This window comes from Stutzerimonas stutzeri (assembly GCF_000219605.1).
Taxonomy (GTDB): domain Bacteria; phylum Pseudomonadota; class Gammaproteobacteria; order Pseudomonadales; family Pseudomonadaceae; genus Stutzerimonas; species Stutzerimonas stutzeri.
Genome location: NC_015740.1, coordinates 3,899,825 through 3,923,280 on the forward strand (window position 1 = coordinate 3,899,825; position 23,456 = coordinate 3,923,280).

At 64.8% G+C, this 23,456-nt stretch carries 19 protein-coding genes and 2 tRNA genes; 3 read left to right on the top strand and 18 right to left on the bottom strand.

The window, feature by feature from the left end; genetic code table 11:
• Positions 1-29: 29 nt before the first annotated feature.
• The 5 genes from rpsR to rnr form a co-directional block, all read right to left on the bottom strand.
• The gene (gene rpsR / locus PSTAB_RS17985; RefSeq protein ID WP_003283112.1) at positions 30-260 is read right to left on the bottom strand and encodes a 30S ribosomal protein S18; all 231 of its coding nucleotides are present in this window, start codon (positions 258-260) and stop codon (positions 30-32) included.
• Positions 261-288: 28 nt separating this feature from the next.
• A complete protein-coding gene (rpsF, locus tag PSTAB_RS17990; RefSeq protein WP_011914674.1) occupies positions 289-705 on the bottom strand; it encodes a 30S ribosomal protein S6 in 417 nt (138 codons plus the stop codon).
• A 179-nt stretch (positions 706-884) separates the two neighbouring features.
• A complete protein-coding gene (locus tag PSTAB_RS17995; RefSeq protein ID WP_013984084.1) occupies positions 885-3,044 on the bottom strand; it encodes a PAS domain-containing protein in 2,160 nt (719 codons plus the stop codon).
• 172 nt (positions 3,045-3,216) lie between these two features.
• Positions 3,217-3,972, bottom strand: a complete 756-nt coding sequence (rlmB, locus tag PSTAB_RS18000; RefSeq protein ID WP_013984085.1) for a 23S rRNA (guanosine(2251)-2'-O)-methyltransferase RlmB — start codon at positions 3,970-3,972, stop codon at positions 3,217-3,219.
• Positions 3,969-6,470: a ribonuclease R gene (gene rnr / locus PSTAB_RS18005; RefSeq protein WP_013984086.1), complete on the bottom strand. Its 2,502-nt coding sequence runs from the start codon at positions 6,468-6,470 to the stop codon at positions 3,969-3,971. The genes rlmB and rnr overlap by 4 nt, the downstream gene beginning before the upstream one ends.
• A 204-nt stretch (positions 6,471-6,674) precedes the next feature.
• Here rnr and PSTAB_RS18010 point away from each other — a divergent pair.
• Together PSTAB_RS18010 and PSTAB_RS18015 are read left to right on the top strand one after the other, a co-directional pair.
• A tRNA-Leu gene (locus PSTAB_RS18010) sits at positions 6,675-6,761 on the top strand.
• A 118-nt stretch (positions 6,762-6,879) separates the two neighbouring features.
• A tRNA-Leu gene (locus PSTAB_RS18015) sits at positions 6,880-6,966 on the top strand.
• Between the two features lie 141 nt (positions 6,967-7,107).
• On the opposite strand, the gene PSTAB_RS18020 is transcribed toward PSTAB_RS18015, so the two are convergent.
• From PSTAB_RS18020 to PSTAB_RS18070, 11 genes are all read right to left on the bottom strand, one after another.
• On the bottom strand, positions 7,108-8,403 hold the full coding sequence (locus PSTAB_RS18020) for an adenylosuccinate synthase (protein WP_013984087.1): 1,296 nt from the start codon (positions 8,401-8,403) through the stop codon (positions 7,108-7,110).
• 88 nt (positions 8,404-8,491) lie between these two features.
• On the bottom strand, positions 8,492-9,679 hold the full coding sequence (locus PSTAB_RS18025) for an ATP phosphoribosyltransferase regulatory subunit (protein ID WP_013984088.1): 1,188 nt from the start codon (positions 9,677-9,679) through the stop codon (positions 8,492-8,494).
• 284 nt (positions 9,680-9,963) lie between these two features.
• A complete protein-coding gene (gene hflC / locus PSTAB_RS18030) occupies positions 9,964-10,830 on the bottom strand; it encodes a protease modulator HflC (RefSeq protein ID WP_011914681.1) in 867 nt (288 codons plus the stop codon).
• The gene (gene hflK / locus PSTAB_RS18035) at positions 10,830-12,008 is read right to left on the bottom strand and encodes an FtsH protease activity modulator HflK (protein ID WP_013984089.1); all 1,179 of its coding nucleotides are present in this window, start codon (positions 12,006-12,008) and stop codon (positions 10,830-10,832) included. The genes hflC and hflK overlap by 1 nt, the downstream gene beginning before the upstream one ends.
• 98 nt (positions 12,009-12,106) lie before the next feature.
• Entirely contained in the window at positions 12,107-13,408 is a 1,302-nt protein-coding gene (gene hflX / locus PSTAB_RS18040) for a ribosome rescue GTPase HflX (RefSeq protein ID WP_013984090.1), read from the bottom strand.
• Positions 13,409-13,419: 11 nt separating this feature from the next.
• Positions 13,420-13,674 carry an RNA chaperone Hfq gene (gene hfq / locus PSTAB_RS18045; RefSeq protein WP_003283098.1) on the bottom strand — a complete coding sequence of 85 codons (255 nt, stop codon included), beginning with the start codon at positions 13,672-13,674 and terminating at the stop codon, positions 13,420-13,422.
• A 92-nt stretch (positions 13,675-13,766) separates the two neighbouring features.
• A complete protein-coding gene (gene miaA, locus PSTAB_RS18050; protein WP_026012428.1) occupies positions 13,767-14,738 on the bottom strand; it encodes a tRNA (adenosine(37)-N6)-dimethylallyltransferase MiaA in 972 nt (323 codons plus the stop codon).
• 79 nt (positions 14,739-14,817) lie between these two features.
• Positions 14,818-16,695, bottom strand: coding sequence for a DNA mismatch repair endonuclease MutL (gene mutL, locus PSTAB_RS18055; protein WP_013984092.1), 1,878 nt, complete (start codon positions 16,693-16,695; stop codon positions 14,818-14,820).
• The gene (locus tag PSTAB_RS18060; RefSeq protein WP_041772003.1) at positions 16,692-18,107 is read right to left on the bottom strand and encodes an N-acetylmuramoyl-L-alanine amidase; all 1,416 of its coding nucleotides are present in this window, start codon (positions 18,105-18,107) and stop codon (positions 16,692-16,694) included. The genes mutL and PSTAB_RS18060 overlap by 4 nt, the downstream gene beginning before the upstream one ends.
• Positions 18,108-18,124: 17 nt before the next feature.
• The gene (gene tsaE, locus PSTAB_RS18065; protein WP_013984094.1) at positions 18,125-18,595 is read right to left on the bottom strand and encodes a tRNA (adenosine(37)-N6)-threonylcarbamoyltransferase complex ATPase subunit type 1 TsaE; all 471 of its coding nucleotides are present in this window, start codon (positions 18,593-18,595) and stop codon (positions 18,125-18,127) included.
• Positions 18,583-20,073, bottom strand: coding sequence for a bifunctional ADP-dependent NAD(P)H-hydrate dehydratase/NAD(P)H-hydrate epimerase (locus PSTAB_RS18070; protein ID WP_013984095.1), 1,491 nt, complete (start codon positions 20,071-20,073; stop codon positions 18,583-18,585). The genes tsaE and PSTAB_RS18070 overlap by 13 nt, the downstream gene beginning before the upstream one ends.
• A 73-nt stretch (positions 20,074-20,146) precedes the next feature.
• Between PSTAB_RS18070 and queG the strand changes: the two genes are divergently transcribed.
• Entirely contained in the window at positions 20,147-21,220 is a 1,074-nt protein-coding gene (queG, locus tag PSTAB_RS18075) for a tRNA epoxyqueuosine(34) reductase QueG (protein WP_013984096.1), read from the top strand.
• A 9-nt stretch (positions 21,221-21,229) separates the two neighbouring features.
• Here the strand turns inward: queG and ftsH are convergent, their stop codons facing one another.
• Positions 21,230-23,071 carry an ATP-dependent zinc metalloprotease FtsH gene (ftsH, locus tag PSTAB_RS18080; protein WP_013984097.1) on the bottom strand — a complete coding sequence of 614 codons (1,842 nt, stop codon included), beginning with the start codon at positions 23,069-23,071 and terminating at the stop codon, positions 21,230-21,232.
• A gap of 93 nt (positions 23,072-23,164) precedes the next feature.
• Positions 23,165-23,455, bottom strand: coding sequence for a YceK/YidQ family lipoprotein (locus PSTAB_RS18085; protein ID WP_011914691.1), 291 nt, complete (start codon positions 23,453-23,455; stop codon positions 23,165-23,167).
• Between the last annotated feature and the right edge of the window lies 1 nt (position 23,456).

Consider the following 23,456-nt stretch of genomic DNA (forward strand, 5'->3'; position numbering starts at 1 on the left):
TTATCCTTTACTTCTGTCGACCAGCCGGATCAACGGCCGTGGCTGTCGGTGTAGGGCAGCAGGGCCAGGTAGCGGGCGCGCTTGATAGCGGTGGCCAGCTGACGCTGATAACGTGCCTTGGTTCCGGTGATGCGGCTAGGAACGATCTTGCCGGTCTCGGAGATGTAGGCCTTCAGGGTGTTGAGATCCTTGTAATCGATCTCTTTCACGCCTTCGGCGGTGAAGCGGCAGAACTTACGACGACGGAAAAAACGTGCCATGAAATAGGCTCCTCAATAGATCCGTGGATTACTCGTCAGCGTTGTTATCGCTGTCACTGTCGTTCTCGTTGGAGCCGTCAGTGTTGTCAGGGCGATCACGACGCTCGCGGCGCTCGCTACGGTTTTCCTCGGCCTTGAGCATTTCGGACTGCTCGGTCACGGCTTCGTCGCGACGAATGATCAGGTTGCGGATGACGGCGTCGTTGTAGCGGAAGTTGTCTTCCAGCTCGGCCAGGGCCTTGCCGCTGCACTCGACGTTCAGCATCACATAGTGAGCCTTGTGCACGTTGTTGATGGCATAAGCCAGCTGACGACGGCCCCAGTCTTCCAGACGATGGATCTTGCCACCGTCTTCTTCGATCAGCTTGGTGTAACGCTCCACCATGCCGCCGACCTGCTCGCTCTGGTCCGGGTGAACCAGAAAGATGATTTCGTAATGACGCATAACTGCTCCTTACGGGTTGCAGCCTGCCGACGATGCGGTCAGGCAAGGAGTGAATGACTTGTTGTCTTGCTTGCAGAAAGGCGCGCAAACGCCTGCCATCCAGGCAAGGGGCGCCATTCTAGAGAAGGGGCAACAGCGGCGCAAGGCAAACTGGTGATTATTTAACCAGCACGTGGTAATCAGCCGCGCAGGGCCTCGCGCTCGGCGCGAATGCCGTCGAGCAGCTCGCGCACCTGGTGGATATCGTAGGGTTTGAGCATGGTGCGCAACCGCTCGACGCCGACGTCCGAAGCGTTGACGGCGTAGCCCGAGGCGATCACCACGGACAGTCGCGGATGCCGAGTCACCGCCTCGCGCGCCAGATCGATGCCACTCATGCCGGCCAGACCGACATCGGTCAGCAGCACGTCGAACGGCTCCCGCGCGAGCGCCTCGAGCGCTTCCTCGGCTGTCTCGCTGGCCACGACATCATGACCGAGCTCCATCATCACCTCGCCGGTCAGCATGCGCAGCGTGGGATCGTCCTCGACGAAGAGAATCTTGAGCGCACCGCCATCGGCCTCTGGCGCGACAGCCCCGGAAGAGGACGGCGCGCCCGCCGACGCTGGCGCTGGTTCAGCCGAAAACTCCCTATCAGCCGCGCATGCCTGCTCGTCAATATGACGGGGCAGATGCACACGCACGGCGGTGCCCCCGCGCTCGCCGCTTTCCAGGCTGACGAAACCGCCGCTCTGCTTGACGAACCCATAGACCATGCTCAGCCCGAGGCCGGATGCGTTGCTCGCCTGCTTGGTAGTGAAGAAGGGCTCGAACGCCCGGGCGCGGACGTCCTCGCTCATGCCGCTGCCTTCATCGATCACGCTGAGCAGCACATAGTCGCCGCCCTGCCCCGACGGGGCATCGGCAGCGACCAGACGATTCTCCAGGCGCAGCACCACGCGGCCGCTGCCAGACATCGCATCACGCGCATTCGCGGCCAGATTCAGCACCACGCTCTGCAGATTGCCGACATCGACGAACACCGGCCAGGGCTGGCCGAGCACCTCCAGCTCCAGCTGCACGGCCGAACCCAGCGCGCCGTTGAGCAATTCATGCATCTGCTCGAGCAGCTGGGGCAGATGCACCTGCCTTGGCAGCAATGGCTGACGACTGGCGAAGGCCAGCAACTGCGAAGCCAGCCGGGCGCCTTTCTCCACGCAGCTGACGGCCGAATCCAGACGTCGGGCAGCGGTCTCGTCGCCACCGAGGCTGCGACGCAGCAACTGCAGGTTGCCACCGATGATCTGCAACATGTTGTTGAAATCGTGGGCGATGCCGCCGGTCAGCTTGCCCACCGCCTCCAGCCGCTGCGCCTGCTGCAGAGCCTGTTCGGCGACCTGCCGCTCCGCCTCGCTCTGCTCGAGCGCCAGGGTCCGCTCGCGCACCAGCTCCTCGAGATGTTCACGATAGCGCTGCAATTCCGATTCGTTGCGCTGCTGCTCGGTTACATCCTGACCCTGCACGAAGATGCCGGTGACGTTGCCCTCGTTCTCGATGATCGGCTGCAGCACGAAGTCCAGAATCGTCTCTTCCGGCTCCCGGTCCGCTTGGCGCTTGAGAAACAGCGACACGCGCTTGCCGATGTAGGATTGCCCGGTGCGGTAGACCTCGTCCAGCAGGTCGATCAGTCCCTGGTCGACAACTTCGGGCAGGCCCTCGCGAACCGTCTTGCCCAGCAGCTGGCGATGCCCGGTCACCTCTCGGTAGGCATCGTTGATCAGTTCGTAGACGTGATTCGGTCCGCGCAGGAAACAGACGAATCCAGGCGCCTGCGCGAAGAGGCGCCGCAACTGCTCGCCCTCGGATTGCAGCAGCCTGGCGCGGGACATGACGCCTTGCTCGAGCTGCTGCACAGGCTGATGCCCTGCAGCCTGCTTCAGCGAATCCTTCATGGCCTGCAGCTCGGTGATGTCCGAGGTGTGCTGCAGGATGGCCACGACTTCGCCCTGCTCATCCAGGATTGGCGTGTGCGTGGCGCTCCAGTAGCGATCCTCGTAGACAGACCCGAGCGACGTGTGGCGGGCAATGGAATAACGGATTACCGGCAGCGTATCGATGGCCTTACGGCTGAGCACGCGGGCAAAGGAGTCGAGCAGCTCCTGCACACGAGTCGTCTCGGGGCTGAGCGGGTCTGCTGCGAACGCTTCGTGAAGGCGCTGCCCCTGGATCTCCTCCAGCCTGCGGCCGGTCAGGGCCAGGTAGGCCGCGTTGGCATCCAGGATGACCAGATCGCGGTCGAGCAGAACATAGGCGTTCGGCGACAGCCGGAACAGGCTTTCAAAAGACGGGCGCTGCTGCATACAACCTCCATGGTACGAGCCTGACGCCGCGTAACGAACCCAGCAAGGCTCCGAGTCTGGAGCCCTCAAGCAACATGATGAAAAGACGCTATCCGGCGAACCAGCCTGTGACAGCGATTGACCACAAAAAGGTCAGTCGGTTTCCGAACGAACCGGAAGGATCGGTCCGGGATCAATCGGTCGCCGCACCCCGCCCACGCTGACGTAGCGCTTCGAACAGACAGACACCGGTGGCAACCGATACGTTGAGGCTGCTGACGCTCCCCGCCATGGGCAGGCGCACCAGATAGTCGCAGTGCTCGCGGGTCAGCCGGCGCATCCCGCGCCCTTCGGCGCCCATGACGAGCACGATGGGGCCGGTGAGGTCCTGCGCATAGAGCGACTGCTCAGCCTCGCCAGCGGTTCCGACGACCCACAACCCTTTCTGCTGCAACTTTTCCAGGGTGCGCGCCAGGTTGGTGACCGCCACCAACGGAATCACCTCGGCGGCACCACAGGCCACCTTGCGCACCGTGGCATTGAGGGTGGCGGACTTGTCCTTCGGCACAATCACCGCCAGCGCGCCGGCCGCGTCGGCCGTACGCAGACAGGCGCCGAGGTTGTGCGGATCGGTCACCCCGTCGAGCACCAGCAGCAATGGCGGGCCTTCGGCGCGATCGAGCAGCTCGTCGAGCATCGCCTCACCCCATACCTGACTCGGGCTGACCTCGGCCACCACGCCCTGATGCACGCCCTCGACCCAGGCATCCATCTCGCGGCGCTCGCACTGGCCGACACTGACCCGCGCCTGCGCGGCCAGTTCGATCAGCACCTGCACACGCGGGTCGCCCCGGCCTTCGGCCAGCCATACCTGCTTGACGCGCTTGGGATGATGGCGCAGCAACGCTTCCACGGCGTGCAGGCCATAGATCTTTTCCAGCTGGCTCATGACTTGGCCTTGCGCTTTCTGGGACCACCGCTGGAGGCTGGCGACTTCTCGGCCGGCTTGCCAGCGGACTTCGGCTTGGATGCGCCGGACCTGGACTTGCTGCCGACTGCCTTGTCGGCCTTGCCCTTGCGGCCGCCCGACTTGGCTTCGGCCATCAATGCCTGCTTCAGCTCACGGCTCTTGCGGATATCGGCGTTACCCGGCTCACGGCCGCGCTCGCCGCTGTCACGCTGGCCAGCTGTCTTGCTGCCACCGGCGATCAGCTCGAAGTCGATCTTGCGTTCATCCAGGTCGACGCGCATGACACGCACCTCGACGCTGTCACCAAGGCGGAAACTGCGACCGCTACGCTCACCGGAGAGGCGGTGATGCAGCGGATCGAAGTGGTAGTAGTCGCCCGGCATCGCCGTGACATGCACCAGGCCCTCGACATAGATGTCGGTCAGCTCGACGAACAGGCCGAAGCCGGTCACCGCGGTGATCACACCGGGGAAGGTCTCGCCGACGCGATCCTTCATGAACTCGCACTTGAGCCAGTTGACCACGTCACGGGTGGCCTCGTCGGCGCGCCGCTCGGTCATCGAACACTGTTCGCCCAGTTGCTCCAGCGCCGCCTCGTCATACGGGTAGATGCGCGCCTTGGGCATGCTCGGAGCGCCTTCACGCCGCACGTGCGGCGTGTCTCGCCGGGACCGGATGACGCTGCGAATGGCGCGATGCACCAGCAGATCCGGATAGCGCCGGATCGGCGAAGTGAAGTGCGCATAGGCTTCGTAGTTCAGACCGAAGTGACCATGGTTCTCGGCACTGTAGACCGCCTGGCTCAGCGAGCGCAGCATCACCGTCTGGATCACGTGAAAATCCGGACGCCCCTGGATCTTCTCCAGCAGCGCCTGGTAATCCTTGGGCGTCGGCCCCTCCTTGCCCTTGTGCAGGGAAAGCCCCAGCTCACCGAGGAAGGCGCGCAGCTTCTCCTGACGCTCCAGCGGCGGTGCGTCGTGCACGCGATACAGCGCAGGGATCTCATGCTTCTGCAGGAACGCCGCGGTGGCGACGTTGGCGCAGAGCATGCACTCCTCGATCAGCTTGTGCGCATCGTTGCGCTCGGTGGGCTTGATCGCGGCGATCTTGCGATCGGCACCGAAGACGATACGGGTTTCCTGAGTCTCGAAATCGATCGCACCGCGGGTATGGCGCGCCTTGAGCAGCACCTTATAAAGCGAATAGAGCTGCTTGAGGTGCGGTAGCACTTCGGCGTACTCGGCGCTCAGCCGCTTGCCTTCGGCAGACTTGGGCTGCTCCAGCATCGCGCTGACCTTGTTGTAGGTCAGCCGTGCATGGGAGTGGATCACCGCTTCGTAGAACTGGTAGTCGGTCATCTTTCCCGACTTGCTCAGGGTGATCTCGCAGACCATGGCCAGACGATCGACATGGGGATTCAGCGAGCAGAGGCCGTTGGACAGCTCCTCGGGCAGCATCGGCACCACGCGCTCGGGGAAGTACACCGAGTTGCCGCGAACCACAGCTTCCTTGTCGAGCGCCGAGTCCACCTTCACATAGTGCGACACATCGGCAATGGCCACATACAGACGGAACCCGCCGGTCAGCAGCTTCCAGCCGCCCGGCTTCTCGCAGTAGACCGCATCGTCGAAGTCGCGAGCATCCTCGCCGTCGATGGTGACGAACGGCAGATGGCGCAGGTCGACGCGCTTGTGCTTGTCCTTTTCCTCCACCTCGGGCTTGAGCCGCGCAGCCTCCTTGAGCACCGCCTCGGGCCATACGTGCGGAATATCGAAGCTGCGCAGCGCGACGTCGATCTCCATGCCCGGCGCCATGTAGTTGCCGATCACCTCGACGATATCGCCCTGCGGCTGGAAACGCTGCGTCGGCCAGTGAGTGATCTTCACCTCGACGAACTGACCCGGCTTGGCATCCAGCGCCCGCCCGGGCGTGACCAGCACTTCCTGCTGAATCTTGGGGTTGTCCGGAATGACGAAGCCGACATCGCTCTCGATGTGATAACGGCCCACGATGCTCTCGTGCGCGCGGCTGATCACCTCGACGATGGCGCCTTCGCGGCGCCCACGACGATCGAGACCCGCAACGCGCGCCAGGCAGCGGTCACCATCGAACACCAGGCGCATCTGCGCCGGGCTGAGGAACAGGTCGTCGCTGCCATCATCAGGGATGAGGAAACCAAAACCGTCACGATGGCCGCTGACGCGCCCGCAGACCAGGTCCAGCTTGTCCACCGGGGCATAGGTGCCGCGCCGGGTGTAGATCAGCTGGCCGTCTCGCTCCATCGCGCGCAGGCGACGACGCAGCGCTTCGATATCTTCGTCGGACTCCAGCCCGAACTCTTCCACCAGCTCTTCACGGGCAGCTGGCGAGCCACGTTCGCCGAGATGCTGAAGAATCAGCTCACGGCTGGGAATAGGGTTTTCGTACTTTTCCGCTTCACGAGCGGCCTCGGGATCGAGGGATTGCCAATCGGCCATTAAGAGATGTCACCTTTCATTCATTTATAGAGGCAGAACGCCCTTTTTCTATTGAAGCGCGAATCGCTGCCGGACGGCAGCTTTCATGCGAATTATTTTTCGCCATCAGGGGTTTACAAGGCCAAACCTCGGCCGTATAGTTCGCGCCCACAATGTCTGGCAGACGTTGTAACACGGAAACGGCCAAGTATCATCGTTTCTCGTGCCCAGGTGGCGGAATTGGTAGACGCACTAGGTTCAGGTCCTAGCGGTGGCAACACCGTGGAAGTTCGAGTCTTCTCCTGGGCACCACTCTTCAAATGAAACCCGCATCATCGATGCGTGTCTCAGGCAGTAACGAAGATTGCCGACTTCGGCCGATGTGAATCGGCAAAATGGCAAAAAAGTCGGTGAGCAATCATCGCAATGTGCCCAGGTGGCGGAATTGGTAGACGCACTAGGTTCAGGTCCTAGCGGTGGCAACACCGTGGAAGTTCGAGTCTTCTCCTGGGCACCACTCTTCAAGAAAAAACCGAGCCCCTGGCTCGGTTTTTTCGTTTCAGCCCGATAAAAATCCCCCGTCGACCCAGACTCGCGCTGTCGCCAGCTCCAGAGAGCAAAAGACCGCCCTAAGGCGGTCTTTCTACCATGCGCGCTATCAGGCGTACGGATGACGCAACACGATGGTCTCGTTGCGGTCCGGACCGGTGGAGATGATATCCACTGGCGCCTCGATCAACTCTTCCAGTCGCTTGATGTAAGCGCGGGCATTGGCCGGAAGCTCGTCAAGACTCTTGGCACCAACGGTCGACTCGCTCCAACCCGGCATGTCCTCGTACACCGGCTGCAGACCGTCGTAGCTGTCGGCATCGGTCGGCGCATCGACCAACACTTCGCCATTGCGATCCTTGTAGCCGACGCAGATGCGGATGGTCTCCAGCCCGTCGAGCACGTCGAGCTTGGTCAGGCAGATCCCGGAGATGCTGTTGATCTCGATCGCACGGCGCAGGATGACGGCATCGAACCAGCCGCAACGACGCGCACGCCCGGTGGTCGAGCCGAACTCGTGACCACGCTCGGCCAGGCGCGCACCGACATCATCGAACAGCTCGGTGGGGAACGGACCGGAGCCCACGCGCGTGGTATAGGCCTTGGTAATGCCGAGGATGTAATCCAGATACAGCGGACCGAAGCCGGAACCAGTCGCCGTGCCGCCAGCCGTTGTGCTGGAGCTGGTCACGTACGGATAGGTGCCATGGTCGATGTCCAGCAGCGAGCCCTGCGCACCTTCGAACATGATGCAGGCACCTTGCTTGCGCAGCTCGTGCAGACGGGCCGTGACGTCGGTGATCAGCGGCTTGAGGATTTCGGCGTAGCCTAGGGCCTCGTCGAGGGTCTTCTGGAAATCTACCGGCTCGACCTTATAGAAGTTCTGCAGCACGAAGTTGTGGTAGTCCAGCAACTCACGTAGCTTGACCGTGAAGCGCTCTGGATTGAACAGGTCGCCAATGCGCAGGCCGCGACGCGCCACTTTGTCCTCGTAGGCCGGACCGATGCCGCGCCCAGTGGTACCGATCTTACCTTCCGAACGCGCGGCCTCGCGGGCCTGATCCAGCGCCACATGGTAAGGCAGGATCAGGGTACAGGACGGGCTGATGCGCAGGCGCTCGCGCACCGGCACACCCTTCTCTTCCAGCTTGGTGATTTCCCGTAGCAGCGCATCGGGCGCGACCACCACGCCATTGCCGATCAGGCATTGCACGTTGTCGCGCAGGATGCCGGACGGAATCAGGTGCAGAACGGTCTTCTCGCCATCGATGACCAGGGTATGACCGGCATTGTGGCCGCCCTGGTAACGCACGACCGCAGCCGCCTGATCGGTCAGCAGATCGACGATCTTGCCCTTGCCCTCATCACCCCATTGGGTGCCCAGGACCACGACATTCTTACCCATAACCCTTTGTCCTCTTCGGCGAAGCATACCGGCCGCAACCGGCGATAATCGAAACCTGGCCGGCACCGCGAGCGCGGCGCCATAGCCGTCAGGACGCCAGCGAAACCACCGTCCAGACTCCATTACTCAACCGCAATTGCCGGTCGCAGCCCAGCTGCGCGGCATCGGCCCGCGACTGGCCATCCAGCGCCTGCACCACGCGCTCGCCCTGGCGCCGCAGCTCGCGAATCGCATTCCAGAGGCCCGACTCATCGCCGTGCGGAGCCCAGATCCCGGAAATCGACGTGCTCAGATCGGCATTTCCGAGACTGACCAGCGTTTTCAAATCAGTGGAGAAGCCGGTCGCCGGACGGGCACGCCCGAAATCGGCACCGATATCGTCGTAACGCCCGCCTTGGGCAATCGACTGCCCCATGCCCGGCACGAACACGGCGAACACCACTCCAGTATGGTAGTGATAGCCACGCAATTCGCCCAAGTCGAAGTACAGCGGCACATGCGGGTAGCGCAGCGCGAGCTGGTCGGCCACCGCCGAAAGGGTCTCCAGCGCCGCCTGCACATCCGCAGGTGCGCCAGCCAGAGCCTGCCGAGCAGCATCGAGCGTCTCGCGCCCGCCACACAGGCGCGCCAGCGAGCGCAGCATCGAGGCGAGCGCCGGATCAAGCGCCGCAGTCAGCTGCTCGATCTCGTCCATGGCCTTGCGCTGCAGCGCGTCGAACAGGCGCTGCTCGGCCTCACCGCTTAGCGCGGCGGCCTTTGCCAGGCCGCGGTAGATGCCGACATGACCGAGATCCATGTGCACGTCGGGCACATCGGCCAGCTCGAGCATTTCCAGCATCAGGCTGATGACTTCGAGGTCACTGGAAGCGGAGGCATCGCCATACAGTTCGGCACCGAGCTGAATGGGGCTGCGCGAAGTGGAAAGCGCCTGCGGCTTGGCATGCAGCACGCTACCGGCATAGCACAGCCGGCTCGGCCCTTCACGACGCAGGGTATGCGCATCGACGCGGGCCACCTGGGGCGTGATATCGGCACGCAGCCCCATCTGGCGGCCGGAGAGCGGATCGATGACCTTGAAGGTGCGCAGATCCAGATCCTGCCCGGAACCGGTGAGCAATGACTCGAGGAATTCCACGTGCGGGGTGATGACCAGCTCGTAGCCCCAGCGCTGGAACAGATCCAGCACGCGCCGACGCGCCGTTTCGATACGCGCCGCCTCTGGCGGCAGCACCTCTTCGATGCCATCTGGCAAGAGCCAGCGGTCTACCGTTGCCATTCGCGAAATCACCTCTCGTTCCGGTAAGCCCAGACGAAAACCGCGGCTGCAGCCTCAGCTGGCCTCCGGTCGCGTGCAGTTGTGTTCGAACCATGGCATCCGAGCCATGCCCCTGAGGGGTCGGCATGACCACCGCATGCCTGGGATAGCCTGCGACCTCAAGGGCACAGACGCAAAAAAGCCGGGATTTTCCCGGCTGGCGGATCATAGCAACCTTTTCCCCATGGGTCACCCGGCGACACGCGCGTGCCGCCGGAGAACCCCGGGCAAATGGCCGTGAAACGCTACTTGTTGCTCTGCAGATAGCGGAAGAAGTCGCTCTTCGGATCGAGCACCAGCACATCTTCCTTGCTGGAGAAGCTCTCACGGTAGGCCTGCAGGCTACGATGGAACGCGTAGAACTCCTGATCCTGCCCGTACGCGGCGGCATAGATCGCAGCAGCCCTGGCATCACCATCACCACGCAGCTCTTCCGCCTCGCGGAAGGCCTCGGCCAGCAGCACCCGGCGCTGACGATCGGCGTCGGCACGAATACCTTCGGCCAGCTCCTTACCCTTTGCGCGATGCTCGCGAGCCTCGCGTTCACGCTCGGAACTCATCCGCTCGAACACGCTGCGGTTGACCTCGCGGGGCAGATCGATGCCCTTGACGCGCACATCCACGACCTCGATACCGAGCTCCTGCTGAGCGGCGCGATTGAGACTGGTGGTGACCTGCGCCATCAGTTCGTCACGCTGGCCGGAGACCGACTCGTGCAGGGTGCGCTTACCGAACTGGTCACGCAGCGCCGCCTCGAGACGACGCGCCAGACGCTCATCGGCAATCTGCTTCATCCCCGACGTCGCGGTATAGAAACGCTCGGCATCGTCCACACGCCACTTGGCATAGGAGTCGACCATCAGCGCCTTCTTCTCCAGCGTCAGGAAGCGTGACGTGGTGGTATCAAGCGTCAGCAGTCGCGCATCGAACTTGCGCACCGAGTTCACGTACGGAATCTTCATGTGCAGACCCGGCTTCACGTCAGGCTCGACGATCCGGCCGAAGCGCAGCAGCACGGCACGCTCGGTCTGGGAAACGATGTAGAAGCTGTTCCACAGAACGATGGCCAGCACCACACCCACGATCAGGGCGGTAAGGGATTTATTGCTCATCAGCGACTCTCCCTCGTACGAACTTCACGCGGATCCAGCTCCGGCGGCAGACGAGTGCCCTGGGTTGCCGCCGCACCCGACGCCACTCCGGCAGGTGCCGGCGTGCTTGCGCCACGGCTGTTGATCATCTTGTCCAGCGGCAGATAGAGCAGATTCTGCCCACCATCGCCACTCACCATGACCTTGCTGGTATTGCTCATGACTTCCTGCATGGTTTCCAGATACAGACGCTCGCGCGTGACTTCCGGTGCCTTGCGGTACTCGGCGACCAGCTTGCTGAAGCGGTCGGCCTCACCCGTCGCCCGTGAAATCACCGCATCGCGGTAACCGCTGGCCTCTTCCAGCATGCGCTGGGCCTGACCACGAGCCTCGGGGATCACGCCGTTGGCGTAGGACTCGGCCTGGTTCTTCTCGCGCTGCTCGTCTTCCCGCGCCCGGATCACGTCATCGAACGCTTCCTGCACTTCACGCGGCGCCGAAGCACTCTGGATGTTGACCTGGGTGACGACGATGCCGGTGCCGTAGTTGTCGAGGAAGCGCTGCAGGCGTTCCTTGACCTCGCCGGCCATGACCTCACGACCCTCGGTGAGCACCTGATCCATGGCAGTGGAGCCCACGACGTGGCGCACGGCACTGTCGGTGGCGTGCTGCAGGCTGATTTCAGGCTGATCGACACTCAGCACGAAGGACTGCAGATTGCTGATCTTGTACTGAACGGTCAGCGGCACCTCGATGATGTTCTCATCCTCGGTGAGCATCTGCCCCTGCTTGCTGTACGAGCGCTCGCGCGTCACGTTCTCCTGGAACTTGCGGTCGATCGGCGGGAAGTAGATGTTCAGGCCCGGCCCCACCGTCTCGTGATACTTGCCGAAGCGCAGCACCACGGCCTGCTCCTGCTCGTCGACGATGTAGATGGCGTTGAACAGCCACACGGCCAGCAGCACCACCAGCGCCACCCAGACAAGGCCGAAACCGCCGCGCTTGCCGGAGCCACCAAAGTTGCCACCACCACGTTTCTTGCCGCCAAACATGCCGTTCAGGCTGTCCTGCAGCTTGCGGAAAGCCTCATCGAGATCCGGCGGCCCCTTCTGGTCGCCACCGCCGCCACGACGGCCGCCGCCACCACTGCCCCAGGGATCCTGGTTGTTCGAGTTGCCACCCGGCTCATTCCAAGCCATAGCGCTCTCCATTCAAATAAAGCTAAAGACGCGCCCACGGCGCGCCCGCCAATGCTACAGAAAGCCCCGAACGACCGGCAAAATTGCCGATCGAGGCTTTATTGCAAAGTGTGTTGCTCGATGAACTCGTCCACCCGCAACCCTTCGCGGCTGATCAAGCGATTCAGTTCGACCCGCGGCAAGCGAACTTCCAGCAGGCTGCCACCCTCCTCGTCGTGCGTCTCGCGCTGCACAGCACCCAGCTCGAAGAACTGCGCACGCAAGCGCCCCAGCCTCTGCGGCAGGCACAACGTGCCGACGAAGAGATCATCACCGAGCAGCTCGGCGACGGCCTGACGCAGCAGGTCCAGCCCCAGACCGTCACGGGCGGACACCCAGACGCGCTGCGGCTTGCCATCGGCATCGCGCTGTATCTGCGGCTCGATACCCTCGAGAAGGTCGAGCTTGTTGTACACCTCGAGCATCGGCAGCTCGTTGGCGCCGATCTCGCCAAGCACCGCGAGCACCTGCTCGATCTGCTGATCACGTTCAGGCTCGTGAGCATCGATCACGTGCAGCAGGAGGTCGGCGTTGCTGGACTCTTCCAGCGTCGCCCGGAACGATTCCACCAGCTTGTGCGGCAGATGACGGATGAAGCCCACCGTGTCGGCCAGGATCACCGGCCCGACATCCTCGAGCTCGAGGCGGCGCAGCGTGGGATCGAGCGTGGCGAACAGCTGATTGGCGGCGTAGACCTCGGATTCGGTCAGAGCATTGAATAGCGTGGATTTGCCGGCGTTGGTGTAGCCCACCAGCGACACGGAAGGAATGTCCGCACGACGCCGGCCACGACGGGCCTGCTCGCGCTGGCCACGGACCTTTTCCAGACGCTGCTTGATCTGCCGGATGCGCACGCGCAGCAGGCGACGGTCGGTCTCCAGCTGGGTTTCACCCGGCCCCCGCAGGCCGATACCGCCCTTCTGCCGTTCGAGGTGGGTCCAGCCGCGAACCAGCCGCGTGCTCATGTGTTCGAGCTGCGCCAGTTCGACCTGCAGCTTGCCCTCGTGGGTACGCGCCCGCTGGGCGAAGATGTCCAGAATCAGGCCGGTGCGATCGAGCACACGGCATTCGAGCGCGCGCTCGAGGTTGCGCTCCTGGCTGGGGGTCAGCGTGTGATTGAAGATCACCAGCTCGGCCTCGCCTTCCTTGACGAGGTCATGCAGCTCCTCGACCTTGCCGCTGCCGATCAGGAACTTGGCGGAGGGCTGGTGGCGGGAAACATTGACGAAGCCAACCGTTTCCGCCCCCGCCGAACGCGCCAGCTCCTGGAACTCCTGAGGGTCCTCGCGCGCCGCGGGATCCTGGCCGTCCAGGTGCACCAGCATAGCCCGCTCACCGCCACCGGGACGTTCGAAGAACAAAGAAACCTACCTCAGTCGTTACCCGACTCGGATTGCTCGGCATCGCCAGCGGTCGGCAGACGCACGGGGCGGCCCGGAACCACGGTGGAAATGGCGTGCTTGTACACCATCTGGCTTACGGTGTTTTTCAGAAGGATGACGAATTGGTCGAAGGATTCGATCTGGCCCTGCAGTTTGATGCCGTTGACCAGATAGATGGAAACCGGGACGCGTTCCTTACGCAGTGTGTTGAGGTAAGGGTCTTGTAGCGAATGCCCTTTTGACATGTGCCGCACTCCTTAGAGGATCTGTTTTCATTAGTGTTCTAAACGTACAACCGACGATCCACTTGTTGAGAATAGACGGTCAATTAGCAGTGTCAGCTCAATATGGAGAGCGATTGCAGGTATTTCAATGCGCGCGGCAGATTGTCGCAGGACAAACTGTCCAGCCAGTGAACCTCCCCCCAGCTTCGCAACCAGGTGAACTGACGCTTGGCCAGTTGCCGGGTGGCGATGATGCCGCGCTCCACCATTTCCTCGCGAGTCGATGAGCCGTCCAGGTATTCCCACACCTGACGATAGCCAACCGCGCGAATGGATGGCATGCCGAGGTGCAGGTCGCCACGAGACCGCAAGGCTTCGACCTCTTCGACGAAGCCCTGTTCAACCATGTGCCGGAAACGTCTCTCGATGCGCTCGTGCAGGATGTGGCGTTGCGCGGGAGCGATACACAGTTGCGCGACAGTATAAGGCAAGACGCCGGAGCCTGGCGCGTCTGGGCCGGCTTTTTGCGACCTTTGTCGGGCGCGATGCTCGCTCATGGTCAAGCCGCTGACACGATGGACCTCCAGCGCGCGCACCAGCCGCTGCGGATCGTTGGGATGAATGCGTGCAGCCGACTCCGGGTCCACCTGCGCCAGCCGGTCGTGCAGCACCTGCAGCCCCTCGCTTGCTGCCAGGGCTTCGAGTTCCGCGCGCACCGAAGCATCAGCCGCCGGCATGTCCGCCAACCCTTCCTGCAACGCCTTGAAATACAACATAGTTCCGCCGACCAGTAACGGAATGCGGCCGGCGGCGGTGATCTCCGCCATGGCCGCCAGCGCATCGCTGCTGAACTCGGCAGCCGAGTAGCTCTCAGCCGGATCGAGGATGTCCACCAGGCGGTGCGGGAACTGCGCCAGTACGTCGGCAGAGGGCTTCGCCGTGCCGATGTCCATGCCACGGTAGACCAGCGCCGAGTCGACGCTGATCAGTTCGCAGGGAAGCACGCGCGCCAGCTCCAGCGCCAGGTCAGTCTTGCCCGAGGCGGTGGGACCCATGAGAAAGATGGCGGGAGGCAGAGAAGACATCGGCGGGCTCGGCAGGCGTGGCCGCATAGTTTCCAGTGGCAGGCGGCAGGTCGCAAGCATGGCCTGCCGCCGGACCCGATCAGCGACCGCGCAGGAACAGCTTGTCCAGATCGTCCATGCCCAGCTGCGTCCAGGTCGGGCGGCCGTGGTTGCACTGCCCGCTACGCTCGGTGTGCTCCATGTCGCGCAGCAAGGCATTCATCTCCGGCAGCGACAGGCGGCGGTTGGCACGTACCGCGCCGTGGCAGGCCATGGTCGCCAGCAACTCGTTGAGGTGTGCCTGGATGCGGTCGCTGGTGCCATACTCCAGCAGATCGGCAAGCACGTCACGCACCAGCTGGGTGGCCTCGGCCTGCTTGAGCAACGAAGGAATCTGACGGATCGCCAGGGTTTCCGGACCGAGGCGCTGCAACTCGAAGCCGAGCATCTGGAACCACTGCGCGTGCTCTTCCGCGCAATCGGCCTCGCGCTGACTGAGTGCAATGGACTCGGGCACCAGCAGCGGCTGGCCGCGCAGCCCTTCGCTGGCCATGGCAGTCTTCAGCCGCTCGTAGGTGATGCGTTCGTGGGCGGCATGCATGTCCACCAGGACCATGCCCTGGGCATTCTCGGCGAGGATATAGACCCCCTTGAGCTGCGCCAGCGCGTAACCCAGTGGCGGCACGTCATCCTGGCTGGCCGGCAGCGGCGCCGCGGCGCTTTCGGGCAGCGGAGTGAAAAACTCGCGGTAGGCGCCCTGGGCCTCGGCGGTATAGCCGGCCGACGCCGGGCGTGGCGCCTGATAGCCCGCCCCCGCACCCCGCCAGGCGGATGTCTCGCCTTGCGGCCGCTCGAGCACGCTGGCCGACAGGCTCATCTCGTTCTGTCCGGCGAACTCGCCGGCAGCCAGTCCGGACACCTGGGTCATCGGCGCCACGCTCGCCGGCGCGGCCAGCTGGTCCTCGGGACGCACATCGCCCAGCGCGCGGTGCAGCGTGCCGTAGAGGAAGTCATGGACCATCCGGCTGTCGCGGAAACGCACCTCGTGCTTGGTGGGATGCACATTGACGTCCACCACCGCCGGATCGACGTCGAGGAATAGCACGAAGGTCGGATGCCGGCCGTTGAACAGCACGTCACGATAGGCCTGGCGCACCGCATGGGCGACCAGCTTGTCGCGCACCATGCGCCCGTTGACGTAGAAGTACTGCAGGTCCGCCTGAGTGCGCGAGAAGGTCGGCAGTCCGACCCAACCCCAGAGCCGCAGCCCGTTGCGTTCGATCTCGATGGGCAGCGCCTGCTCCAGGAAGGCCGGCCCGCATACCGCAGCGACGCGCCGCGCACGGGCGCTGTCGTCGTTGGCCTGATGCAGCGCCAGCACGCCCTTGCCGTTGTGGCGCAGATGGAAGGCCACATCGAAGCGCGCCAGCGCCAGGCGCTTGATGACCTCCTGCAGATGGTCGAATTCGGTCTTCTCGGTGCGCAGGAACTTGCGCCGTGCCGGCGTGTTGAAAAACAGATCACGCACTTCCACCGAAGTACCCACCGGGTGAGCCGCCGGCTGCACTCGCGCTTCCATTTCGCGCCCCTCGGTTTCCACCTGCCAGGCCTCGCTGGCATCGGCGGTACGCGAGGTCAGCGTCAGACGCGAGACGGAGCTGATGGAGGCCAGCGCTTCGCCGCGAAAGCCCAGGCTCATGACTCGCTCGAGATCTTCCAGATCGCGAATCTTGCTGGTGGCATGGCGGGCCAGGGCCAGCGGAAGGTCGTCCGGCGGTATACCGCAGCCGTCGTCGCGAACCCGCAACAGCTTGACCCCGCCCTGCTCGACGTCCACCTCGATACGACCGGCGCCGGAGTCCAGGCTGTTCTCCAGCAGCTCCTTGATCACCGAGGCAGGGCGCTCGACCACCTCGCCAGCGGCGATCTGGTTCGCCAGCCGCGGGCTGAGCAGCTGGATGCGTGGCGCTTGCGTCATGGCTGGGACGCCAGGGTGGTAGCGGGAATGTTCAGCGTCTGGCCGATCTTGATCACATCGTTGCTCAGGTTGTTGGCGCTGCGCAGCGAGGCCAGGCTGACCTGATAACGCTGGGCGAGCAGCGCCAGGCTTTCGCCCGAGCGCACGACATGCTCGCGCGGGCCGGCGGCGATCTTGCCGGAATCACGCAGCCAGGCGACGTAGGTCCCCGGCGGCGGATTCTCGTGGAAGAACTGCCGTACGCCACTGTGAATGGAGCGCGCCAGCGCCTGTTGATGGCTGGACGTCTGGAGTTTCTTGGCTTCCGACGGATTGGAGATGAAGCCGGTCTCGACCAGGATCGAGGGGATGTCCGGCGACTTCAGCACCATGAAGCCGGCCTGCTCGACGCGCCGCTTGTGCAGCGGCGTGATGCGCCCCATGTTGCTGAGCACCTTCTGCCCGACGTTCAAACTGGACGACAGCGAGGCGGTCATCGACAAATCCAGCAGTACGCCGGCGAGCATCTGATCCTTGTCGCCAAGGCTGACGTTGCCGGCACCACCGATGAGGTCGGAGCGGTTTTCGCTGTCGGCCAACCAGCGGGCGGTTTCCGAGGTGGCGCCGCGGTCCGACAGGGCGAACACCGAGGCGCCGTACGCTGCCGAGCGCGGCGCGGCATCGGCATGGATCGAGACGAACAGGTCGGCGCCCTTCTTGCGGGCGATCTCGGTCCGTTTGCGCAGCGGAATGAAGTAGTCGCCGGTGCGCACCAGTTCGGCGCGGAAGCCTTTCTCGGCGTTGATCTGGCGTTGCAGCTCCTTGGAAATCTGCAACACCACGTGCTTCTCGTAGACCTTGCCGGGGCCGATGGCGCCCGGGTCTTCGCCGCCGTGGCCGGCGTCGATGGCGATCACGATGTCACGCTTGCCACCCGAGGTGGCCGGCAGCTTCACCGCCGGCAGGGTCGGCGAGACCGGAGCAGCCGGGGTGGACGGCGTGGCGGTCGCCGGCGGCTGGGTGGCGGCACGGGCCGCGGTGGCCTGGTCGAACAGATCGACCACCAGACGGTGTCCATACTGCTGGTTGGGCGCCAGGCTGAAGCTCTTCGGCGAAACGGGTGCATGCAGGTCGACCACCACGCGCAGCGTGTTGGCATCGTGCTGACCGGCGCGCAGGGACGCGACCGGCGTGTTCTGCAGAGCGAGCTTGTCGAGCTCGGTTTTCAACGTCGCGCCAGTGACGTCGATGACCAGCCGGTCGGGTGCGGTGAGGGTGAAGATCTTGTGTTCGACCGGCCCTGACAGGTCGAACACAAGGCGGGTGTTGTCCGGCGCACGCCACAGACGCACGCTCTGCACATCGCTGGCAGCAAACAGGTCCGTCGCCATCAGCGACAGCACCAGGCCAACAACCAGGGTGCGAATGCGCATCCCCAAACCCATGTTATTCATAGCTCTCCGTCGGTCAGGGCGACACACCAGGCTTCGCCCCGCGCGGTATGGGGCGACAGGCGCAGCGTTCGGCCGGCCTCATGCGGCGTAATGGTAATGTCCATGTCGGCCTTTGGCAAAATGCCGGCCCCGCGCTCCGGCCACTCGATCAGGCACAGCGCGTTGCCCTCGAAATAATCGCGGATGCCGAGAAACTCCAGCTCTTCGGGATCGACCAGGCGATACAGATCGAAATGGAACACCTGGACCTCGCCCAGTTCGTAGGGCTCGACCAGCGTGAAGGTCGGGCTCTTGACCTTGCCCTGGTGGCCGAAACCACGGATCAGGCCGCGTGACAGCGTGGTCTTGCCGGCGCCGAGGTCGCCATGCAAATAGATGACGCCCCGACCGCCGGTCACCCGGGCAATGCGCGCGCCCAGTGCGAGCATCGCCGCCTCGTCCCCGGCATACAGATTCACTTCAGGCATGGCGACTGTTCCTCGAACAACTGACGAATCACCGGAATCAGATCGCTGGCGGCCAGGCCGCGACCCAGCGGGCCAAGGCGCTCACCGGCGCCGGCGTGCAGCCAGGCGCCCAGGCAAGCCGCATCGAACGGCGCCAGCTGCTGCGCCAGCAAGGCACCGAGCACTCCGGCCAGCACGTCGCCGAGCCCGGCACTGGCCATCGCCGGATGGCCGCGATCGCACAGGGCCAGCCGGCCATCCGGCGCCGCGACCAGCGTGCCGGCCCCCTTGAGCAACGCGACGCACCCATAACGCTGCGCCAGCGCCCGCGCCGCCGCCGGGCGATCGGCCTGCACCTCGCCGACCGAGCACTTCAGCAGTCTCGCTGCCTCGCCCGGATGCGGCGTGATCAGGCAGCCGGACGGCAATTCGACGGCACCGGTAGCGAGCAGGTTCAACGCATCGGCATCCCAGACCTGCGGCTGCTCGCGCTGCGCAGCCGCGGAAATCAGGCTACGCCCCCACGGCGCCTGGCCGAGGCCGGGACCGACCACCAGCACATCGGCACGTTCCAGCAGCGCCGTCAGGCTGTAGGTGGACTCGACGCCATTGCACATGACCTCCGGCCGGCGCACCAGCGAAGCGCTGACGTGCTCCGGGCGGGTCGCCAGGGTCACCATGCCGGCCCCACAGCGCAGCGCAGCCTCGGCGCTGAGCAGCGCGGCGCCGCCGGTACCCAGATCACCGCCGATCACCAGCACCTGGCCGAAACTGCCCTTGTGCACGGTCGGCGAACGAGGTGCGACCCGCGCCAGCGAGCCATGGTCGAGGCGCACGGCCTCACTGGCCACCTGCGCGACGATTCCCGGGTCGGCCTGCAGGTCGTCGAACACCAGCGCGCCGACGCGATCCGGGCCGTCGGCGGTGAACAGGCCGAGCTTGAGGCCAATGAACGTCACGCTGAGATCGGCGCGCACTGTTTGCCCCAGCACCTGACCGGTGTTGGCGCACAGCCCGCTGGGCAGGTCGATTGCCAGCACCGGACGGCCGCTGGCGTTGATCGCCGCGATCGCGCTCGCATAGGGCTCGCGCACCGCGCCGGTCAGACCGGTGCCGAGCAGCGCATCCACCAGCACGCCCTGCAGCGGCGCCTCCGCCCGCCAGGGTTCGATGGGCACTCCGCAATCACGCGCTTCGGCGCAGGCCAGCGCCGCGTCGCCCTGCAGCGTTTGCGGATCGCCCACCGCCAGCACCCGCACCTGCCAGCCAGCGCGCTGCGCCAGCGCCGCCAGCAGGTAGCCATCGCCGGCGTTGTTGCCGCGCCCCGCGAGCACGGTGACAGCACCTGCATCGGGCCAGCGCCGGCGCAGCGCGCGCCAGGCGGCATGGGCGGCACGCTGCATCAGTTCGAAACCGGACGTACCGGCGGCAATCAGGCGCGCATCGAGTTCGCGCACCTGGGTGGCGTTGTACAGGGCGACGGGCAGGGAATCGGTCATCGGTGCAGGGATCATCGCGGCGGAATGTCTGGCAGAATTATACGCACCCGCTCACTTCCCGCCGCAGTCTCCGATGTCCAGCTCCGCTCTCGATCCCGTCGTACTCGCCGACTCCATCAAGGAGTGGGGCCGCGAGCTCGGCTTCCAGCAGGTGGGGATCACCGGCGTCGACCTTGGCGAGCACGAGGCGCACCTCGAGGCCTGGCTCCAGGCGGGCTATCAGGGCGAGATGGACTACATGGCCGCCCACGGCAGCAAGCGCTCGCGGCCGGACGAACTGGTGCCCGGTACGCTGCGGGTCATCTCGTTGCGCATGGACTACCTGCCGGGCGACACCCGCATGAGCCAGCAGCTGGCCGACCCGGAGAAGGCCTATGTGTCGCGCTATGCCCTGGGCCGGGATTACCACAAGCTGATCCGCAAGCGCCTGCAGCAGCTGGCCGAGCGCATTCAGCAGGTGGTCGGTCCGTTCGGTTTCCGCGCCTTCGTCGACAGCGCGCCGGTGCTGGAGAAGGCCGCCGGCCAGCAGGCCGGGCTCGGCTGGATCGGCAAGAACACCCTGCTGCTCAACCGCAAGGCCGGCAGCTGGTTCTTTCTCGGCGAGCTGTTCGTCGACATCGCGCTGCCGGTGGACGAGCCGGTGTCCCGCGATCACTGCGGCAGCTGCCACGCCTGCCTGGACATCTGCCCCACCGAGGCGTTCGTCGGCGAACGGCTGCTGGACGCGCGGCGCTGCATTTCCTACCTCACCATCGAGCTCAAGGGGCCGATCCCGGTCGAGCTGCGCGACAAGATCGGCAACCGCGTATTCGGTTGCGACGATTGCCAGATCGTCTGCCCCTGGAACCGCTTCGCACGCCCCACCGAGCAGGGCGACTTTCAACCGCGCCATAGCCTGGACAACGCTGAACTGGCGACCTTGTTCCGCTGGACGGAAGAGGAATTTCTCAGCCGCACCGAGGGCTCGCCGCTACGCCGCGCCGGCTACGAACGCTGGCTACGTAATCTCGCAGTGGGCCTGGGCAATGCGCCGTCGAGCATCCCGGTGCTGGAAGCGCTTCAGGCACGCCGCGACGATCCGTCGGAGCTGGTGCGCGAGCATGTGGAGTGGGCCCTGGCCCAGCACGCCGGTCGCGCACCGGCCTGAAACACCCGGCTAGGGCGCCGGGAGCGCCGCGGCATCGGGCGCGGCGGCGCTCAGTTGGCGCAGCTCCTCGGCATCCAGCGTTTCCTGTTGCAGCAACTGCCGGGCGCAGCGCTCGAGCAGCTCGCGCCGTGCCTCGAGCAACGACAGGCTGCGCTGGAAAGCCGCCTGCACCAGCTCCTGCACTTCCTCGTCAATGGCCGTAGCGGTGCTTTCGGCGTAGTCGTGCTGCGGTTTGAGGCCGAGCAACGCTTCGTTGCCGAGAAAGGCGTTGGGCTCACGTTCCAGCGCCAGATGGCCGAGGCGCGTGGACATGCCGTAACGGGTGACCATGGCGCGGGCGATGTCGGTGACCTTTGCCAGGTCGTCCGCCGCGCCGGTGGACAGATGGGCGAACACCAGCCACTCCGCCGCGCGGCCGCCGAGCAGCACGGCCATCTTGTTTTCCAGCTCCTCGCGGGTCATCAGGAAGCGATCCTCGGTGGGCCGCTGGATGGTGTAGCCCAGCGCGCCCATGCCGCGCGGGATGATCGACACCTTGTGCACCGGATCGACGCCCGGCAGCGCCATGGCCACCAGCGCATGGCCCATCTCGTGGTAGGCGACGATCTCGCGCTCGCGCGGGTTGAGCAGGCGGTTGCGCTTCTCCAGCCCGGCGATGATGCGTTCGATGGCCGCGGTGAAGTCCTGCATCGCCACCGCCTCGGCGTTGCGCCGGGTCGCCAGCAGCGTCGCCTCGTTGACCAGGTTGGCCAGGTCGGCGCCGGTGAAGCCCGGGGTCAGCGCGGCGATGGCCTGGGGATCGACATCGGTGCCCAGCCGCGACTTCTTCAGGTGCACGTTGAGAATCTGCACCCGTCCGACCTTGTCCGGCCGGTCCACCAGCACCTGGCGGTCGAAACGGCCGGCGCGCAGCAGCGCCGGGTCGAGGATCTCGGGGCGGTTGGTGGCCGCCAGCAGGACGAGTCCGCTGGAGGTGTCGAAGCCGTCCATCTCCACCAGCAGCTGGTTGAGCGTCTGCTCCTTCTCGTCATGCCCGCCGGACAGGGGGCCGGCACCGCGGGCGCGACCGAGGGCGTCCAGTTCGTCGATGAAGATGATCGCCGGTGCCTGCGCCCGCGCCTGCTCGAACAGATCGCGCACCCGCGCCGCACCGACACCGACGAACAGCTCGACGAACTCGGAACCGGAAATGGAGAAGAATGGCACCTTCGCCTCGCCCGCCACGGCGCGCGCCAGCAGCGTCTTGCCGGTGCCCGGCGGGCCGACCAACAGCACGCCCTTGGGCATGCGCCCGCCGAGGCGGCCGTAGGTTTGCGGGTCGCGCAGGAACTCGATGATTTCCTTGAGCTCGTCCTTGGCCTCGTCCACGCCGGCAACATCGGCGAAGCTCACCTTCATGTCGGTCTCGACGTAGACCCGCGCCTTGCTCTTGCCGATCTGCATCATGCCGCCGCCACCCAGGCCGCTGCCGATGCGCTTGAGCAGGAACAGCCAGATGCCGAAGAACATCGCCGCCGGGATGATCCACGACAGCAGGTCGCGCACCAGCGTGCTTTCCACCTTGCCGGTGTAGCGTACCGGGTACTGCTGCAGATGCTCGGCCAGCTGTGGCTCGACGCGGTTGGTGATGAAACGACGCTGACCGCCGGCCAGGGGCTCCTTGAGCCGGCCTTCGATGCGCCGGTCCGTGATGGCCAGTTCTTCGATGCGCCCTTCCTTGAGGTGCTGCTCAAACTCGCTGTAGGGGATGGTCGCCACCTCCTGCTGCGCCGACAGCAGGTACTGGAGGCCGAGAAACACCAGGATGGCGATCATCCAGTAGTTGAAATGGAACTGAGCGCGGTCTTTCACACCGTTTCTCCTTGTGGCGCGGACCCGTCAACTATGCCTGTGCGGCCGCGAGCTTGCCTGGACCCAGATCAGTTATGCCGCGGTTGCCGGCAATCAGAGCCCGCCGCGTACACCGAGCCCGACGCCCAGCTCCGCCGCGACGGCGAAGGGCAGCAACAGCGTGTCCAGCAAGGCGCTGGCCGGCAGATCGAGCGCGGCATGCTTGGGTGCCACGGCACCGAAGCGATCCAGCGGGCAGCAGCCACCGTTGAGGCTGTACCAGTCCAGACGCGTGCCGGAATAGATGATCGGCGCGCCGGGCTTGGCCGCGTCCAGCGTGCGCACCGTGGCGCAGCCACCCAGCACGCTCAGCGTCGTCAGTACCAGCAGCGCCCGACCGATCATC